Origin of the sequence: uncultured Cetobacterium sp. (genome assembly GCF_945952365.1) — a bacterium.
GTDB lineage: Bacteria > Fusobacteriota > Fusobacteriia > Fusobacteriales > Fusobacteriaceae > Cetobacterium_A.
This window is the reverse complement of sequence record NZ_CAMFHX010000008.1, coordinates 46,182-63,704: the sequence shown is the minus strand read 5'-3', so window position 1 is coordinate 63,704 and position 17,523 is coordinate 46,182. Positions and strand designations below refer to the sequence as shown.

At 31.5% G+C, this 17,523-nt stretch carries 18 protein-coding genes; 17 read left to right on the top strand and 1 reads right to left on the bottom strand.

Features of this window, described 5'->3' with window-relative positions; all coding sequences use genetic code 11:
* Nucleotides 1-8: 8 nt before the first annotated feature.
* Genes Q0O83_RS04190 through nusB form a run of 4 tightly spaced genes read left to right on the top strand, consistent with a single transcriptional unit; the run spans nt 9 to nt 1,596 of the window.
* Nucleotides 9-386: an Asp23/Gls24 family envelope stress response protein gene (locus tag Q0O83_RS04190; RefSeq protein WP_294094442.1), complete on the top strand. Its 378-nt coding sequence runs from the start codon at nt 9-11 to the stop codon at nt 384-386.
* A gap of 54 nt (nt 387-440) precedes the next feature.
* The gene (gene amaP, locus Q0O83_RS04185; protein ID WP_294094441.1) at nt 441-950 is read left to right on the top strand and encodes an alkaline shock response membrane anchor protein AmaP; all 510 of its coding nucleotides are present in this window, start codon (nt 441-443) and stop codon (nt 948-950) included.
* Between the two features lie 12 nt (nt 951-962).
* On the top strand, nt 963-1,175 hold the full coding sequence (locus tag Q0O83_RS04180) for a DUF2273 domain-containing protein (RefSeq protein ID WP_294094439.1): 213 nt from the start codon (nt 963-965) through the stop codon (nt 1,173-1,175).
* A 13-nt stretch (nt 1,176-1,188) separates the two neighbouring features.
* On the top strand, nt 1,189-1,596 hold the full coding sequence (gene nusB, locus Q0O83_RS04175) for a transcription antitermination factor NusB (protein WP_294094437.1): 408 nt from the start codon (nt 1,189-1,191) through the stop codon (nt 1,594-1,596).
* 48 nt (nt 1,597-1,644) lie between these two features.
* On the opposite strand, the gene Q0O83_RS04170 is transcribed toward nusB, so the two are convergent.
* Complete coding sequence (locus Q0O83_RS04170) at nt 1,645-3,144, bottom strand: YifB family Mg chelatase-like AAA ATPase (RefSeq protein ID WP_294094435.1); 1,500 nt, start codon at nt 3,142-3,144, stop codon at nt 1,645-1,647.
* 262 nt (nt 3,145-3,406) lie between these two features.
* Here Q0O83_RS04170 and Q0O83_RS04165 point away from each other — a divergent pair, with 262 nt between their 5' ends.
* The 13 genes from Q0O83_RS04165 (at nt 3,407) to aspS (ending at nt 17,226) form a co-directional block, all read left to right on the top strand.
* Nucleotides 3,407-3,955: a ferritin family protein gene (locus Q0O83_RS04165; RefSeq protein ID WP_294094433.1), complete on the top strand. Its 549-nt coding sequence runs from the start codon at nt 3,407-3,409 to the stop codon at nt 3,953-3,955.
* Between the two features lie 107 nt (nt 3,956-4,062).
* Nucleotides 4,063-4,623, top strand: coding sequence for a bifunctional adenosylcobinamide kinase/adenosylcobinamide-phosphate guanylyltransferase (cobU, locus tag Q0O83_RS04160; protein ID WP_294094432.1), 561 nt, complete (start codon nt 4,063-4,065; stop codon nt 4,621-4,623).
* A gap of 14 nt (nt 4,624-4,637) precedes the next feature.
* On the top strand, nt 4,638-5,402 hold the full coding sequence (cobS, locus tag Q0O83_RS04155; RefSeq protein ID WP_294094430.1) for an adenosylcobinamide-GDP ribazoletransferase: 765 nt from the start codon (nt 4,638-4,640) through the stop codon (nt 5,400-5,402).
* Between the two features lie 14 nt (nt 5,403-5,416).
* A complete protein-coding gene (locus Q0O83_RS04150; RefSeq protein WP_294094428.1) occupies nt 5,417-6,004 on the top strand; it encodes a histidine phosphatase family protein in 588 nt (195 codons plus the stop codon).
* Nucleotide 6,005: 1 nt separating this feature from the next.
* A complete protein-coding gene (gene cobT / locus Q0O83_RS04145; RefSeq protein ID WP_294094426.1) occupies nt 6,006-7,055 on the top strand; it encodes a nicotinate-nucleotide--dimethylbenzimidazole phosphoribosyltransferase in 1,050 nt (349 codons plus the stop codon).
* 21 nt (nt 7,056-7,076) lie between these two features.
* A complete protein-coding gene (radC, locus tag Q0O83_RS04140) occupies nt 7,077-7,769 on the top strand; it encodes a DNA repair protein RadC (RefSeq protein ID WP_294094424.1) in 693 nt (230 codons plus the stop codon).
* Nucleotides 7,770-7,817: 48 nt separating this feature from the next.
* Complete coding sequence (uvrA, locus tag Q0O83_RS04135) at nt 7,818-10,658, top strand: excinuclease ABC subunit UvrA (protein WP_294094423.1); 2,841 nt, start codon at nt 7,818-7,820, stop codon at nt 10,656-10,658.
* 1 nt (nt 10,659) lies between these two features.
* Nucleotides 10,660-11,259: a Holliday junction branch migration protein RuvA gene (gene ruvA, locus Q0O83_RS04130; protein ID WP_294094421.1), complete on the top strand. Its 600-nt coding sequence runs from the start codon at nt 10,660-10,662 to the stop codon at nt 11,257-11,259.
* 4 nt (nt 11,260-11,263) lie between these two features.
* A complete protein-coding gene (locus Q0O83_RS04125) occupies nt 11,264-12,568 on the top strand; it encodes a PhoH family protein (RefSeq protein WP_294094419.1) in 1,305 nt (434 codons plus the stop codon).
* A 77-nt stretch (nt 12,569-12,645) separates the two neighbouring features.
* Nucleotides 12,646-12,870: a preprotein translocase subunit SecG gene (gene secG / locus Q0O83_RS04120; RefSeq protein WP_047382446.1), complete on the top strand. Its 225-nt coding sequence runs from the start codon at nt 12,646-12,648 to the stop codon at nt 12,868-12,870.
* Between the two features lie 69 nt (nt 12,871-12,939).
* Nucleotides 12,940-14,169, top strand: a complete 1,230-nt coding sequence (locus tag Q0O83_RS04115; RefSeq protein ID WP_294094417.1) for a replication-associated recombination protein A — start codon at nt 12,940-12,942, stop codon at nt 14,167-14,169.
* Between the two features lie 13 nt (nt 14,170-14,182).
* On the top strand, nt 14,183-15,424 hold the full coding sequence (hisS, locus tag Q0O83_RS04110) for a histidine--tRNA ligase (protein WP_294094415.1): 1,242 nt from the start codon (nt 14,183-14,185) through the stop codon (nt 15,422-15,424).
* Between the two features lie 17 nt (nt 15,425-15,441).
* Nucleotides 15,442-17,226, top strand: a complete 1,785-nt coding sequence (gene aspS / locus Q0O83_RS04105) for an aspartate--tRNA ligase (RefSeq protein ID WP_294094413.1) — start codon at nt 15,442-15,444, stop codon at nt 17,224-17,226.
* The last annotated feature ends 297 nt before the right edge of the window (nt 17,227-17,523 follow it).

Here is a 17,523-nt window from a genome sequence, read left to right as displayed (position 1 = left end):
GTGTTTTTATGAACGAGTTAGGAAATATAAAAATAGCAGATGATGTAGTAAAGACGATTTCAGCAAAGGCAGCACAGGATGTTTCTGGAGTTTATAAACTAGCAGGTGGAGTAGCAGATGAAGTTAGTAAGATGCTAGGAAAGAAAAGACTTACAAACGGTGTTAAAGTTGAAGTAGGAGAGAAAGAGTGTAGCGTAGAGATCTATATAATAGTAGAATACGGTTACCAAATCTCTGAAGTAGCTCAAAACGTTCAAAAGAATGTTTTAACAGCAGTGAGTACAATGACTGGTTTAAAAGTTGTAGAAGTAAATGTTTTTGTTCAAGATGTTAAAATTTTAACAGAAGAATTTGAAGATAGACACGAAGATATTGAGATAGTATAATTATAAAAGAGGCGTTTTGATACGCCTCTAATCTTTCTTACAGGGGTGAGTTTCTTGATAAAAAAAATAATATTTTTCTTTGCATGGATAGGGATATTTACTATGGCTGTAGCAGGGATTGGTTATATAACAATGCCACAATATTTTTCGACAATAGATAGTAGCTCACTTATATTTAAAGTAGTATTTTTTAATATATGTTTAGCTTACATATGTATATCAGTACTAAAATTATTATCAAAGTTTTCAAAAGAAAAAGATTATGTTATAAAAAATGAACACGGAGCAGTACATATATCAACAGATACAGTGAAAAATCTAATTAGAGAGATACTATCAAGAGATAGTGATATAAAGGGATTAAAAATCGATTGTGGGAATAGGGGTAGTAAATACTTTATTAAATTAAACTTAGACATGATTTCAAATAATAATTTATCAACAAAAACTGTAGATATACAGAATTTAATAAAGAGTAACTTAGAAGAAAAACTAGATTTAAAGGTTGATTATATAGAGGTAAAAATTTCGAGGTTATCAATAAAAAGAGATATAATTGAATAGGAGGAGCAAAAGATGATGTTAGAAAAAATTATTGAAAACTTTATTCTTAATTTTAAAAAATATCTATACGCTATCCTAGGATTAATATCTGGAATTCTTTTAGTGGAGTATGGAATTTTAAAAACAATGTTTATATTGATTTTAGCGTTTGTAGGGTATAAACTAGGAGATAGAGATTTTCAAGAGAAGTTAAAAAAACAAATATTAAATAGATTAAAGGATTAGAAAGGAAACAGTAATGAGTAGAAGAGTAGCAAGAGAAGAGTTATTTAAAATAGTTTTTGAATCGGAGTTAACAGAAGTTAAAATAGACGAAACTTTAGAGAATTACATGCTAAGAGATGAGACTAATTTAAATACAAATGAGAAGGAGTTTATTGTAAAATACTCAAAAGGTATGGCATTAAACGATGAGAAAGTTGTAGAGACTTTAAAAAATAACATCACAGGATGGAGCTTAGAAAGAATTGGAAATGTAGAGAAAGCATTATTAAAAATATCTACATATGAAGTTTTATTTGAGGATGTTCCAGCAGAGATTGTTGTAAACGAAGTTGTAGAATTAGCTAAAAAATATGGAGATGAAAAATCTCATGAGTTCATCAATGGAGTTTTAGCAAAAATAGTTGCAGAAAAAAATAACTAATAAAGAAAAGAGATGCCAATGTTTGATTCAAACAGCATCTCTTTTTTATTAGTTTTTTCTAAAATTGATAGCTTCTAATAAATGATTTTTTTCTATATTAATAGCATTATCTAAATCGGCGATAGTTCTAGCAACTTTTAGTATTTTATGGTAAGTTCGCATAGATAGATTTAAAGTTCTAATAGCAGTTCTAATTATATTTTCACATTCAGAGTCTAAAGAGCAGAATTTTTCGACTTCACTGTTATCCATATCACGATTTAATTTATTTCCTAAAAATCTTAGATTCTGTATCTCTCGGGCTTTGATAACACGCTCTTTAATCAATTTTGAAGAATCACCTCTCTCTTCATCTAAAATCTCTGTATCATTCAATCGATAAATTTCAACATATAAATCAATTCTATCTATAATAGGACCAGATAATTTTTTAGAGTATCTTCTTAAATCGTAAGGAGTGCAAGTACATAGTTCCTCGTCAAATCCCATTCCGCAGAAACATGGATTACAGGCTGCTATGAATATAATTTTAGCTGGAAACTCCATTTTACCTAAACTTCTAGTTATAGAGATACGTTTTTCTTCAAGAGGTTCTCTTAAACTTTCTATAACAATTCGATCAAACTCTGTGAACTCATCTAAGAAAAGAACTCCATTATTAGCAAGACTAATTTCACCTGGCTTTGGTGTTCGTCCACCACCTATAATAGAGCTTGCTGTTGAAGTATGGTGTGGATCACGGAATGGACGGTTTGTAATAATAGGGACTCTCTCACTAAGTTCACCAGCAATACTATAGATTTTAGTTGTTTCAATAATCTCTTTCTCAGACATAGAGGGTAAAATAGTAGTTAATCTTTTTGCAAGCATAGATTTTCCACTTCCTGGAGCTCCAATCATAATAATATTATGTCCACCCGCGGCAACAATCTCAAGAGCTCTTTTAGCTCTAATTTGCCCTTTTACATCCCACATATCAAGTAGATTTTCTGAAAGATTAGTAGAATTTGTAATACGCTTACTTCTAATAACTCCCTCTTCAATAAATTTAACAACATCTCTTAGATTTTTAACAGGAATAATTTCGATATCTTTTATTATAGATGCTTCTTCTAAATTTTCTTCTGGAATAATAACTCCTTTAAAACCTTTACTTTTAGCTAGTAAAACACCACTAATAATTCCATCAGCTCTTCGAACTTCACCAGTCAAAGAGAGCTCTCCCATCAGTAAATAGTCTTTCAAAACGCCACTATAATCAGAGATAAACTTCATTCCAACCATAATACCTATAGCTATCGGTAAATCAAAGTGAGAACCTCTTTTACGAATATTAGCAGGAGTTAAATTAACAACAATTCTTCGAGGTTCTAAAAGATAGCCCATATTTTTAATTCCAGATCGAATACGATCTCTACTTTCTGATATTGTGGCGTCACCTAAACCAACAATATTAAAAATTGGTAATCCGTTGGTGACATCAACTTCAACCTCTACTAAAAAAGGCTCAATTCCAAGATAACTCGAACTTAAAACTCGAACTAGCATATATTCCTCCTTTATTTGTGAGTTATTTTTAAAATTAAAGTTTTAAATAATATGTAGTGATTATAAAAGTCCTTTATCTATCTACGGATAAATTTTCTTTTTCTTTTTTATTATACAAAAAAAGTAAAAAAAGAATTGACATATTTTTGAAAAAGGTGTATATTATCTTTGTAAACAAAATTGTAACAATTACAAAAAAGGAATTAAAACAAAATTAAAAAATAAATGATAGAGATAAATAAAAATTGAGGAGGATTAAAAAATGGCAAAAGTAAAATGTACAGTATGTGGAGAAGTATTTGAAGAGGCTTTAGGGACTTGCCCTTTATGTAAAGTAGGATTAGATAAGTGTGTTCCATTCGATGAGTCAGGAGCAAGAGTTTGGGCTACTGAGCACGTAGTAGGAGAGGGATTAGCTTGCGGAGATGAAGAGATCATTGAAGGATTAAGAGCTAACTTCAACGGTGAGTGTATGGAAGTTGGAATGTACTTAGCAATGGCTAGAGTTGCAGATAGAGAAGGATACCCAGAAGTAGCAGAAGCTTACACAAGAATCGCTTTCGAAGAAGCAGGACATGCTGCAAGATTCGCTGAGTTATTAGGAGAAGTTGTAACAGCTTCAACAGAAGAGAACTTAAAAAGAAGAGTAGAAGCTGAGTACGGAGCGACTTCAGGAAAGTTCGATATCGCTAAAAGAGCAAAGCAATTAGGATTCGACGCTATTCACGATACAGTTCATGAAATGGCTAAAGATGAAGCTAGACATGGAAGAGCTTTCTTAGGATTATTAGAGAGACATTTCCAAAAATAATAGATAAAAAGTAGAGTGCTTGAAGAATTCAAGCACTCTTTTTCGTTTATTGAAGTTTTGATTATATTGTGATACTATTAAAGTATCATAAGACAAGGGTGATATAAGTGGGGAAAATAATATATATAACTGGTGGAGCTAGAAGTGGAAAAAGTTCTTTTGCAGAAAAAAAAGTTTTTGAAAGTGAAAAAGAAAAAATCTATATAGCAACAGCAATCTCTTTTGATGAGGAGATGAAAGAGAGAGTTCGTCTTCATAAAATTCAAAGAGGTGAAGATTGGATAACGATAGAGGGATATAAAAATATTAGTAATATATTGTCAGAGTATAAAAATTTAAATAAAATTATTTTATTAGATTGTTTAACTAATATGGTTACTAATAATATGATTATGGATAGAGATGTAGATTGGGACAAGATTACTCAAGAGAGTTTAAGAGATATTGAGAGTGAGATAAAAAATGAGGTACAAGATTTAATAGATTTTATAAAAGATAGTTCTTTAGATATGATTGTAGTTTCAAATGAAGTTGGAATGGGACTAGTTCCTCCATATGCGTTGGGAAGATATTTTAGAGATATCGGAGGAAGAATGAATCAGTTAGTTGCAAAAGAGAGTGATGAAGCTTATCTTGTAGTTTCAGGTTTAGAGTTAAAATTAAAATAGAGTTGGAGGAAAAAATGAACGGGTTAGCTTTACTTTTTAAATTTATGACAAGATTACCATTTCCAGGAGGAAATAAATTTGATTCAAAAGCCTTAGGAAATTCAATGAAGTGGTTTCCAATCGTTGGATTAATTATTGGAGTTATAAACTTTATTGTTGCAGGTTTATTAGAAACGGTTATTCCATCACCTGTTTTAATGGGGATACTACTAGTAACATTAGATGTGATTATAACTGGTGGGTTACACTTAGATGGATTAGCAGATACGTTTGATGGAATATTTAGCTATAGAAGTAAGCAAAAAATGTTAGAAATAATGAAAGATTCAAGAGTTGGAACAAATGGAGTTTTAGTATTAGTTCTTTATTTTATTTTTAAAATAGCTTTCTTGGTAGAAGCTTCAGAATTATTTGGAGTAAGTCAGGGTGTTATCATGTTGATAGTTCCAGTTTTATCTAGAATAAGTGGAGTTATAAACTGTGCATTTGAACCATATGCTAGACCAACAGGTATGGGAAAAACATTTGTGGAGAATACAGATAAATTAGGCGCAGGTATAGCTTATGGAACAGTTGCTGCTATCTTATACGGTGTTTCAGGGTATTTTGGATTACCATATTTAAATCTATTTTTAGTTTTAAATATTTTAAGTATCAGTGGATTCTTATTTGGAAAGTTAATGACAAAAAAAATAGGTGGAATAACAGGGGATACATTAGGAGCTTTACTTGAGTTATCATCTGTATTATCATTAGTTTTAATATATATCTTTTTATAGTCTAGGAGATATCTATGGGAAAGATTATTTTAATTAGACATGGAGAATCTGAACTGAATGTAAAAGGAGTTTATTACGGTATTTTAAATCCTGCTCTTACAGAAAAAGGAAGAGATCAAGCTCAAAAGACGAGAGAGATTTTAAAAGAGTTTGATTATCATAAAATTTATTGTAGTGATTTAAAAAGAGCTTTAGATACAGCAGAAATAGTTAATATAAAAGAGCTAGATTTACAGATAGACGAAGAGTTAAGAGAGTTAAACTTTGGAATTTTCGAAGGACATACTTATGAAGAGTTATTGGAAAAATATCCAACAGAGTTAGAGAAAAGTCAAAAGGATTGGGAAAGTTATAACTATATAACTGGGGAAAGTGTTTTAGAACTTCAAAAGAGGGCAATAGGTTTTATAAACAAAAAAGTTAATTTAGAAGAAAATACAGTTTTAGTTACTCATTGGGGTATTATAAATACTATTTTAAGCTATTATTTTTCAAATGGATTGGATGCTTATTGGAAATTTAGTGTTAAAAATGCCGGAGTGGTTATAATTGAATTTTCAGATGGATATCCAATATTAAAAGGGTTGAACATAGGGGGATAAGTTGGAAAGATTAATAAAAGTTCAGAAAGAGATTAAAGGTTCGAATCTAGAAGCGATGAAGGAGTGCCAAGATATTTTAGATACTAGAATGAAGCCACAAAAAAGTTTAGGTATTTTGGAAGAGTTAGCAATTAAAGTAGCTGGTATGACGAGCAAGCCTTTGAACACTTTAGAAAAAGGATGTCATTTTATAGCTTCTGCTGATAATGGTGTGATAGAAGAGGGGGTTTCATCGTGCCCCTTAGAATATACAAGAATTGTTTCTGAGGCAATGTTAAGTTCATTTGCAGCGATAGGTATTTTATGTGAAAGCTTAAATATCTCTTTGAATCTTATTGATGTAGGAATAAAAGGTGATATTCCAAGAGAGTATGGAAATCTATATTTAAAGAAAGTAGCTTATGGAACAAAGAACTTTACTCAAGAGCCAGCTATGAGTTTAGATGAGGTTATTTGTGCAATTGAAGTTGGTATAGAGATGATAAAAGATAAAAAAGAGTATGACTTCTTCTCGAATGGTGAGATGGGAATTGCTAATACTACAACAAGCTCTGCAATTTTATATGCTTTAACAAAAGAGAGTATTGAAAAAGTAGTGGGATGTGGAGCTGGACTTTCTGATGAAGGATTAAAAAGAAAAAAAACCGTAATAAAAAATTCAGTAGAAAAATATGATTTATTTAATAAAGAGCCTTTAGAAGTTTTAAGATGTGTTGGTGGATTAGATATAGCTTGTATGGTGGGATTATATTTAGGAGCAGCATTAGAGAAAAAGCCAATGCTAATAGATGGGTTCATATCAGCAGTTGCAGCTTTAGTAGCTACCCGAATCGAACCAAAAGTAAAAGGTTATATAATAGCAACACATATGAGTGAAGAACCAGGTATGAAAGTTGTTATGAACGCTTTAGAGTTAAAACCATTTTTAGATATGCAGATGCGTTTAGGAGAAGGAACAGGAGCAGTTTTGGCGTACCCAATTTTAAAAGCAGCAATGAATATTCCAAAAGTAATGAAGACAAAAGATGAGGTTTATAATCTATTTCAATAATTTCAATAAGGGGTGGTTATCTTGGAAAAAGAACAGATGCAAGGACACCGAAAGAGATTACGAGAAAAGTATTTGAGAGTTGGATATAAAGGACTAGAAGACTATGAGATACTTGAGCTAATTTTGACATATTCGATTAAATTGAAAGATTGTAAAGGAATAGCTAAAAATCTATTGGCAAAATTTAAAACAATAGATATGGTTATAAAAGCTGAGATTAATGATTTAAAAGAGATTGAAGGAGTAGGAGGAGAAACGGCTCTATATTTAAAGGTAATTGGAGATATAATGTCAAACCACTACTTTAAAAATATAAAATCTGCAGATTTAAAAACTTTAAAAGGAAAAACTGATCTTATAAACTATTTAAAAGATGATGTCGGTTCACTTAAAAGTGAAGAGTTTAAAGTTATATATCTGAGTAGTGATAATAAAATTGTTGCAGATGAGATTTTATTTAAAGGAACAATAGATCGAAGTGTTGTATATCCGAGAAAAATTGTAGAAAGAGCAATACATAATAGAGCTAAGGGAGTTATATTTGCACATAATCATCCAAGTGGAAATTTGACACCATCAAAAAAAGATATTGAACTGACTTTAGAGATGCAAGAGCTATTGGAGAAAGTGGACATAAAATTGCTAGATCATATTATAGTGAGTGATGAATCCTATTTTAGTTTTTATGATAATGGATTAATTGAATATTATTAAATTCGACCCTCTTAAGTTTTTAAGAGGGTTTTTTCAAAGGAGGAATAAATGTTAGATAAGATTATTATAAAAGGTGCTAGAGAACATAATTTGAAAAATTTTGATATAGAGATACCAAAGTATAAGTTTGTTGTTGTGACAGGGGTTAGTGGAAGTGGAAAGTCATCATTAGCTTTTGATACAATTTATTCAGAGGGACAAAGAAGATATGTAGAAAGTTTATCGGCTTATGCAAGACAATTTATAGGACAGATGAAAAAACCAGAGGTAGACAGTATAGAGGGATTAGCTCCTGCAATCTCTATTGAACAAAAAACAACAAATAAAAATCCAAGATCAACAGTGGGGACTGTTACAGAGATATATGATTATATGAGATTGCTATTTGCTCATATAGGAAAAGCTCATTGTCCTGTATGTAATAAATTAGTAGAAAGACAAAGTGTAGATGAAATTGTTGAAAATATCTATGAGAAATTTTCAAATGGTGAAAGATTAATGCTTTTAAGTCCTGTTATAAAGGATAAAAAAGGTACTCATAAAAATATCTTCTTAAATTTAGTCAAAAAAGGATTTGTAAGAGCTAGAGTAAATGGAGAGATTCTTTATATTGAAGAGGAGATAAATTTAGATAAAAATAAAAAACACAATATAGAAGTAGTCGTGGATAGATTAGTCGTAGATAAAGATGATAAAGATTTTAAATCACGTTTGACTGAAAGTATCGAGCAAGCGATAGAGTTATCAGAGGGAAAGATTATTATCAATTGGTCTGAGGGAGAGCAACTTTACAGTGAGAATTTTTCGTGTCCAGATCACGAGGATGTAAGCATACCTGATTTGAATCCTAGATTATTCTCTTTTAATGCTCCATTTGGTGCTTGTCCAGAGTGTAAAGGAATTGGAAAAAAGTTAGAGATAGATGAGAGCAGATTGATAGAAGATGAAAATCTTTCTATTTTAAAAGGTGGAATATATATACCTGGAGCAGCCTCGGCAAAAAAAGGTTATACTTGGACAATTTTTGAGTCAATGGCAAGAAAATATAAAATTGATTTGGAAAAACCAGTAAAAGAGTTATCGAAAGAGGATATAGATATAATATTCTATGGAACTGGTGGAGAGAAATTTAGAGTTGATTACGATTCAAAAGAGTTTAGTTTTCATGGAGAGAAAGATTTTGAAGGGATTGTAAAAAATTTAGAGAGAAGATATAAAGAATCATTTTCTGAAAGCGCAAGAGAAGAGATTGAAAATAGATTTATGATTGATAAGATATGCAAAGTTTGTAATGGTAAAAGATTAAAGCCAGAAGTTTTAGCTGTTACGGTTTATAAAAAAAATATAATAGAGATAACAGAGTTAAGTATAAAAGAGGCTTTGAAATTTTTTGAAACAATTGAGTTAACAGAAAAAGAGAGACAAATTGCAGCGGAAATTTTAAAAGAGATAAAAGAGAGATTGTCATTTATGATAAATGTAGGATTAGATTATTTGAGTTTAGCAAGGGAAACAAAGACATTATCGGGTGGAGAATCTCAAAGAATCAGATTAGCAACTCAGATTGGATCAGGTCTTACAGGGGTTTTATATGTTTTAGATGAACCGAGTATTGGATTACATCAAAGAGATAATGATAAACTTTTAGCTACCCTAAATAGATTGAAAGAACTTGGAAATACATTGATTGTTGTAGAGCATGATGAGGACACAATGTATCAAGCTGACTATATATTAGATATGGGACCAGGAGCTGGAGTTTTTGGCGGAGAGATTGTAGCAGCTGGAACACCAGATGAAGTTATGAATAATGAAAAATCTATGACTGGAAAGTTTTTGAAAGGAGAGATTGGGATTGCTGTTCCTTCAACAAGAAGAGATGGAAAAGAGTTTATAAAGTTAAAGGGTGCAAAGGGAAACAATCTTAAAAATGTAGATGTGGATATTCCTTTAGGAGTTTTAACTGTTGTAACAGGTGTAAGTGGAAGTGGAAAGTCGACATTGATAAACCAAACTTTATATCCAGTGTTATTTAATAAATTGAACAAAGGTAAGCTTTATCCATTAGAATATGATTCTATAGAGGGAATAGAGAAACTTGAAAAAGTTATTGATATAGATCAGAGTCCGATAGGAAGAACTCCACGTTCTAATCCAGCTACATATACAAAAGTTTTTGATGATATAAGAGATATATTCTCTCAAACGAAAGACGCTAAGTCTAAAGGGTATAGCAAGGGACGTTTTTCATTTAATGTGAAAGGTGGAAGGTGTGAAGCTTGTCAAGGTGCAGGAATTATAAAGATAGAGATGAACTTCTTACCAGATGTTTATGTTGAATGTGAAGTGTGTAGAGGAAAAAGATATAACAGAGAAACTTTAGAGGTTTATTATAAAGGGAAAAATATATCTGATGTTTTAGATATGAGTGTTGGGGAAGCAGCAGAGTTTTTCCAAAATATTCCCACATTAGAAAGAAAGTTAAAAGTATTAGTGGATGTAGGTTTAGATTATATAAAATTGGGTCAACCAGCTACAACTTTATCAGGAGGGGAGGCTCAAAGAATAAAGTTAGCAAGTGAGTTGGCAAAAGTATCAAAAGGAAAGACTATCTATATTTTAGATGAGCCAACGACAGGATTACATTTTGAAGATATAAGAAAGTTATTAGAGGTAATAAATAGACTTGTTGAAAGAGGAAACACTGTAATTATAATTGAGCATAACTTAGATGTTATAAAAAATGCAGATTATATAATAGATATAGGTCCTGAAGGTGGAGATGGTGGAGGAAAAGTTATCTTAACGGGAACTCCAGAAAAAGTTGCGACATCAAGAAAAGGATACACAAGTAAATACTTAAAAAAAGCACTAAAGGGAGAGAGATAAAATGTTTGAATACTTAAACGGAATCGTAAAAATAAAAAAACCAGAATATTTAGGAATAGATGTAAATGGAGTTGGATATAGAGTTTATATAACTTTAAAAACATATGATCAAGTTCAAGTTGGAGATAAAAGAGAGTTACATATTTATAATGTTATAAAAGAGGATACATTTAAATTGGTTGGGTTTTTAGAGGAGAGAGAGAGAACTTTATTTGAGATGCTAATTGGAATAAGTGGAATAGGGCTATCACTAGCTCTTTCTATAATGTCTACATTCTCGATAGATAATATAAGAGAGATTGTGTTGACAGAGGATTTTAAAACTTTAAAAAGAGTTCCAAAGTTAGGAGAGAAAAAATCAAAACAGATAATAATAGATTTAAATAATAAAATCAAGACATTAAACTTAATGGCTATGGAAGACCCATCAGGAGCGGTACTGAACAGTGCTATAGAAGAGGAGCTTTATATGGCTTTAGAGTCTTTAGGTTATAGTAAAAAGGAAATAGATTCGCTGGTGAGTAAAGATGAGTTAAATAGCTACTCGACTTTAGAAGATGCAATTAAAGGAGTTCTTAAAAAAATTCAATTAAGGGGATGATTTTATGAGGAAAATCTATATTCTAGACACAAATGTTTTAATACACGACCACAGAAGTATCTATAGTTTTGAAGATAATGAGGTGATTGTACCAATTTTTGTTATTGAAGAGATTGATCATCTGAAAAGAAATACAACAACTGCTATTCAAGCAAGGTTAGCTGCTAGAGAGTTAGATGGTATAAGGAAAAAGGGATGTATAGCAAAGGGTGTCGAATTAGAAAAAGGGATTTTTTTCAAAGTAGAAATTGAAAATGATTTAGAACTACTACCTCCAGCTTTGAAAAGAGATTCAGTAGATAATATGATAATATCTGCAACTTTAGGAATTAAAAAGAAAAATCCAGATATGAAGGTTGTTTTGATAACAAAAGATATAAATATGAGAATCAAAGCTGATTCTTTAGGAATTGAAGTCCAAGATTATGAAAGTGATAAAACTGATTATACAACTTTAGATGATGGGTATGTAGAGATTGAAGTTGATAAAGATATATATAATAAATTTGATAAAGCTGGAAAAATAAATGTATGGGAGTTAGGAAAAGAGTATCACTTCACTGAAAATATGTTTGTAAGATTTAAGTGTGGAGATAATAAAACTTCGGGAAGATATATTGGTGGTAAAATTAGAAGAAACTTAGAAGGACAGATTTCAGCTTGGGGAGCAAGAGCTAGAAATGACGAACAAGAGTACGCTATGGAACTCTTAATGGATGAAAATATAAAAGTTGTAACTCTTGTTGGAAAAGCTGGAACTGGAAAAACTCTTTTGGCTATAGCAGCAGGACTTGAACAAGTGGTTGAAAGAGGTAAGTATAAAAAGTTGTTGATAGCGAGACCTATAATTCCGATGGGGAAAGATTTAGGATATCTTCCTGGAAGTGAAGAGGAAAAATTAAGACCTTGGATGCAACCAATCTATGATAATATCGATTATTTAGCCACTGAAAAAGGAGAAAAAACAGGTGAAAAAGTAATTTTAGGGCTTCAAACTATGGGGCTTTTAAAGATAGAAGCATTAACATATATAAGAGGAAGAAGTATTCCAAACGGATATATAATAATAGATGAAGCTCAGAATTTGACACCGTTAGAAGTGAAAACAATAATTACTAGAGCAGGAGAAAATACAAAAATTGTTTTAACAGGAGATCCTGACCAAATAGATAGTCCTTATTTAGATGCAGATACGAATGGGTTAACATATCTAGCAGATAAACTTAAAAATGAAGGGATTGTAGGACATGTAACTCTAAAAAAAGGTGAACGTTCAGCTCTAGCTGAATTAGCTGCAAAACTTCTATAATTTTTTCTTTTATTTTATGAATATATATATTATAATATTGTATGAGATAGAAGACGAAACTTGGGAGGAGTAAAGTTATGGAAGCAGTTTTAACAATATTTTTATTCATATTTGCTGTAGCTTTAATAGTACTAGTTCTTGTACAGCCAGATAGAAGTCATGGGATGTCAGGAAGCATGGGAATGGGAGGTTCAAATACAGTATTTGGGGTTTCAAAAGACGGAGGACCACTAGCCAGAGCAACTGAAGTAGTCGCATTTTTATTCATACTTTCAGCACTTCTTCTGTATCTAGTAAAATAGTTAAAAGAATTAAAGGCGTGTTGGGGTACACAATACGCTTTTTTATTTTAAAAAATAGGTTGTGATTATATGCAAAGTATATTTGGTGGAAACTTTGAAAAAGCAAAACCTCTATCAGCTCGTTTAAGACCCAAGAAATTGAATGAATTTCAAGGTCAAGAAAAAATATTAGGTCAGAATGGTGTTCTTAGAAAAATAATAGAGGGTAAAAATCTTTCTAATATGATTTTATATGGTCCGTCTGGTTGTGGAAAAAGCTCTTTAGGTGAGATAATCTCAAGAGAGCTAGATTATAATTTCGAAACTTTGAATGCAACGATAGCAAGTTTAAATGACTTGAGAGGAATAGTTGATGTAGCAAAAAGAAATCTAGAGCTATATGGGAAGAGAACGATTCTATTTTTAGATGAGATACATAGATTTAATAAAACTCAGCAGGATGCCTTACTTTCTTATACAGAGTCGGGAATATTAATTTTAGTAGGTGCTACAACAGAAAATCCTTATCATAGTTTGAACAATGCACTACTATCTAGATGCTTATTATTTGAATTTAAACCTTTAACAAGAGAAAATATAAATAATATTTTAATTAAAGGAGAGGAACTTTTAGAAGTTCAACTTCCAAAAGAGATAAGAGAGGTTATTTTAGATATCTCTCAAGGCGATAGTAGAATAGCTTTGAACTATTTAGAGCTTTATAAAAGTAGTTGTTCAGGTTATACTGAAAAAGAGATTATAGATCTTTTTAGAGAGAGAAAAGCTTCTTATCATAAACAGGAAGATAAATATAATCTTATTTCTGCCATGATAAAAAGCATAAGAGGTAGTGATCCAGATTCAGCTGTCTACTGGCTGGCACGACTTCTTCACGGCGGAGAAGATCCAAGATATATTGCAAGAAGAATTTCGATTCATGCAAGTGAAGATATAGGAATGGCTAATCCAGAAGCTATGTTAATAGCAAATAGTGCTATGAATATGAGTGAAAAAATAGGGATGCCAGAAATAAGAATAATTTTATCTCAAGCAGTAATCTATTTAGCTATATCTACAAAAAGTAATAGTAGTTACTTAGCTATAGATAAAGCTTTAAAAGATATTGAAAATGGTGATTTAGAACCAGTGCCTATCCATATAGGAGATAAAGCAGTTGGCTATAAATATCCACATGATTATAGTAATAATTTTGTAGAGCAAAAGTATAGAGAGCAGAAAAAGAGATACTATATTCCAGGAAACAATAGAAATGAAAAGCTAATTGAAGAAAAATTAGAGAAATTATGGAAATTAAAATAATTGAGGTGATAAAATGAAACTGATTAAAGCAGTTAGAGGAACTAAAGATATATATGGAGATAATGGAATAAAGTATGATTATATAACAAGAACAGCTCAGCAATTCTTTGAAAATTATGGGTATTCAATGATAAAAACTCCAATATTTGAAGAGACAGATCTTTTTAAAAGAGGAGTAGGAGAGGGAACTGATATCGTTGAAAAGGAGATGTATACTTTCCAAGATAGAGGAGAAAGAAGTATAACATTAAGACCTGAAGGAACAGCAGCAGTTGTTAGATGTTATTTAGAGAATAAAATCTACGCAAAAGAGGATGTTTCAAGATACTTCTATGCTGGTTCTATGTTTAGATATGAAAGACCACAAGCTGGAAGACAAAGAGAGTTCAACCAAATAGGTGTTGAAGTATTAGGAGAGAGTTCACCAATTTTAGATGCTGAAGTAATAGCAATGGGATACTCATTCTTAAGTAAAATAGGTGTAACTGATTTAGAAGTTACAATAAACTCAGTTGGAGAAAAAGAGAGTAGAGTTAAATATAGAGAAACTTTATTAAACTTCTTAGAGCCGATGAGAGAAGAGTTATGTGACGATTGTAGAATGAGAATGGAAAAAAATCCATTGAGAGTTTTAGATTGCAAAGTGGATAAGTGTAAAGAGTTAACAGCTGATGCACCAATCATAACAGATTCATTAACAGAGGAAGAGAAAAATCACTATGAAACAGTAAAAAAATATTTAACAATTTTTGGTGTTAACTACAAAGAGGATCCAAGATTAGTTAGAGGACTAGATTACTATTCAAGTACAGTTTATGAGATTGTAACAAATAAGTTAGGATCACAAGGAACTGTTTTAGGTGGAGGAAGATACGATAATCTTTTAAAGCAACTTGGAGATAAGGAGATTCCAGCTTTTGGTTTTGCTGCTGGTGTTGAAAGAATAATGATGCTTTTAGGAGAGGATTTCCCAAGAAGAGATTTAGATGTATATATCGCTTGGTTAGGAGAAAGCACGATGGACTGTGCTTTTAAAATAGCTAATGATTTAAGACTTTCTGGAAAATCTGTTGTAATCGATTACAACTCAAAAGGAATGAAAGCTCATATGAAAAAAGCTGATAAAGTAGGAGCAAAAAATGTTATCATAATTGGTGAAGATGAGATGAATAAAGGTGTTGTAATGCTAAAAGATTTCATCAATAGAACTCAAGAGGAAGTTAGCATAGAAAATATAAAAAATATATTAAAATAATAAAAGGAGAAAAAGAGATGACGTATTATAGAACTCATAACTTAGGGGAATTAAGAGCTTCAAATATTGGTGAAACAGTTACTTTATCTGGATGGGTTGATACAAAAAGAGACCTAGGTGGGTTAACTTTTATCGATTTAAGAGATAGAGAGGGAAAAACTCAAATAATATTCCATACAGATGTAGCTGAGGTTGCTGTTGTAGAAAGAGCACAAAAATTGAAAAATGAATCAGTTATAAAAGTAGTTGGAGTTGTAAGAGAGAGACAAAGTAAGAATGCAAATATTCCAACAGGAGATATCGAAGTATTCGTAACAGAATTAGAAGTTTTAAACAACTGTGATGTATTACCGTTCCAAATTTCTGGAGACGATAATTTAAGTGAAAATATAAGATTAAAATATAGATACTTAGATTTAAGAAGAAATCATATGGCTAGAAATTTAAAGATGAGACATAAAATGATTATGTCTATAAGAAACTATATGGATGAAAAAGGATTCTTAGATGTAGATACTCCAATCTTAACTAAGTCAACTCCAGAAGGAGCAAGAGATTTCTTAGTTCCAAGTAGAACAAACCCTGGTGATTTCTATGCATTACCTCAATCACCTCAATTATTCAAGCAATTATTGATGATTTCAGGAGTAGAAAAGTACTTCCAAATAGCTAAATGTTTCAGAGATGAGGATTTAAGAGCTGACAGACAACCTGAATTTACTCAATTAGATATCGAGATGTCATTCATTGAGCAAAAAGATATAATGAATGAGATTGAAGGATTAGCAAAAAGAGTATTCAAAAATGTAACAGGAGAATCAGCTGAGTATGACTTCCCAAGAATGCCTTATGCAGAAGCTATGGAAAGATTTGGTTCAGACAAGCCTGATACAAGATTTGGTGTAGAGTTAAAAGATTTAACGGATATAATGGCAACTTGTGGATTCAAAGGATTCCAAAGTGCAGTAGAAGCTGGAGGAGTAGTTAAAGCTGTAGTAGCTCCAGGTGTAGCTGAGCAATTCTCAAGAAAAATTTTAACTGAGTATGAAGACTATGCAAAAACATACTTTGGTGCAAAAGGAATGGCTTGGATAAAGATAACTGAAGAGGGAGTAAACTCTCCAATCGCTAAGTTCTTCACAGAGGAAGAGATGGCAGCAATTATATCTAGAACTGAAGCAAAAGTTGGAGATGTAATTATGATAGTTGCAGATAGAGCAAAAGTTGTTTACGGAGCTTTAGGTGCAGTTAGATTAAAATTAGGAAAAGAGTTAGGGTTAATTGATAACGATGAATTCAAATTCTTATGGATAGTAGACTTCCCAATGTTCGAATATGATGAGGAAGAGCAAAGATATAAGGCTCAACATCACCCGTTCACGTCAATAAAAGAAGAGGATATGCAACTGTTCTTAGATGGAGAGATGGATGCAGTGAGAACAAACTCTTATGACTTAGTATTAAATGGTTCAGAAATTGGTGGAGGATCAATTAGAATATTCAATCCAGAAATCCAAAGTAAAGTATTTGAGAAGTTAGGATTATCTAAAGAGGAAGCTCAAGATAAATTCGGATTCTTCGTAGATGCATTTAAATATGGAGCACCACCTCATGGAGGATTAGCATTCGGAATTGATAGATGGTTAATGGTTATGTTAAAAGAGCAATCTATAAGAGACGTAATACCATTCCCTAAAACAAATAAAGGTCAATGCTTGATGACTGAAGCACCAAGCAAAGTTGATGACAAACAATTAGAAGAACTTTATTTAGATTCAACATATAATTCAGAAATAGTTTAGGTATAAAAAATATACCATTCAAAAGGATTTTTTAATTGAAAAAATAATATAGAAGTGATATAATTGTCTTAAGAGTAAATATTTCTGGTCTACTCGCTGTTATCTGGAGGTTTTGGGCCTAAGGTCGCTATTGGGATTGGCTCTGTTGCTTATAACTCAGATACGTCACGGAAACCCTTGTTTCACGGACCCTGTATATAGGCATTATCTGGTTACCACGTATATGAAACGGCGACCAAAACCGTAAGGAAGGCGGTAGACTGGAGTTATTCTTTTTTAGGACTTTCGGGTCCTTTT

What these genes read in the sequence shown, in the direction of transcription:
- Q0O83_RS04190 (WP_294094442.1), top strand. Translation starts at nt 9, where the DNA reads ATGAACGAGTTAGGAAATATAAAAATAGCAGATGATGTAGTAAAGACG.
- Q0O83_RS04180 (WP_294094439.1), top strand. Translation starts at nt 963, where the DNA reads ATGATGTTAGAAAAAATTATTGAAAACTTTATTCTTAATTTTAAAAAA.
- nusB (WP_294094437.1), top strand. Translation starts at nt 1,189, where the DNA reads ATGAGTAGAAGAGTAGCAAGAGAAGAGTTATTTAAAATAGTTTTTGAA.
- Q0O83_RS04170 (WP_294094435.1), bottom strand. Translation starts at nt 3,144, where the DNA reads ATGCTAGTTCGAGTTTTAAGTTCGAGTTATCTTGGAATTGAGCCTTTT.
- Q0O83_RS04165 (WP_294094433.1), top strand. Translation starts at nt 3,407, where the DNA reads ATGGCAAAAGTAAAATGTACAGTATGTGGAGAAGTATTTGAAGAGGCT.
- cobS (WP_294094430.1), top strand. Translation starts at nt 4,638, where the DNA reads ATGAACGGGTTAGCTTTACTTTTTAAATTTATGACAAGATTACCATTT.
- Q0O83_RS04150 (WP_294094428.1), top strand. Translation starts at nt 5,417, where the DNA reads ATGGGAAAGATTATTTTAATTAGACATGGAGAATCTGAACTGAATGTA.
- uvrA (WP_294094423.1), top strand. Translation starts at nt 7,818, where the DNA reads ATGTTAGATAAGATTATTATAAAAGGTGCTAGAGAACATAATTTGAAA.
- ruvA (WP_294094421.1), top strand. Translation starts at nt 10,660, where the DNA reads ATGTTTGAATACTTAAACGGAATCGTAAAAATAAAAAAACCAGAATAT.
- Q0O83_RS04125 (WP_294094419.1), top strand. Translation starts at nt 11,264, where the DNA reads ATGAGGAAAATCTATATTCTAGACACAAATGTTTTAATACACGACCAC.
- secG (WP_047382446.1), top strand. Translation starts at nt 12,646, where the DNA reads ATGGAAGCAGTTTTAACAATATTTTTATTCATATTTGCTGTAGCTTTA.
- Q0O83_RS04115 (WP_294094417.1), top strand. Translation starts at nt 12,940, where the DNA reads ATGCAAAGTATATTTGGTGGAAACTTTGAAAAAGCAAAACCTCTATCA.
- hisS (WP_294094415.1), top strand. Translation starts at nt 14,183, where the DNA reads ATGAAACTGATTAAAGCAGTTAGAGGAACTAAAGATATATATGGAGAT.
- aspS (WP_294094413.1), top strand. Translation starts at nt 15,442, where the DNA reads ATGACGTATTATAGAACTCATAACTTAGGGGAATTAAGAGCTTCAAAT.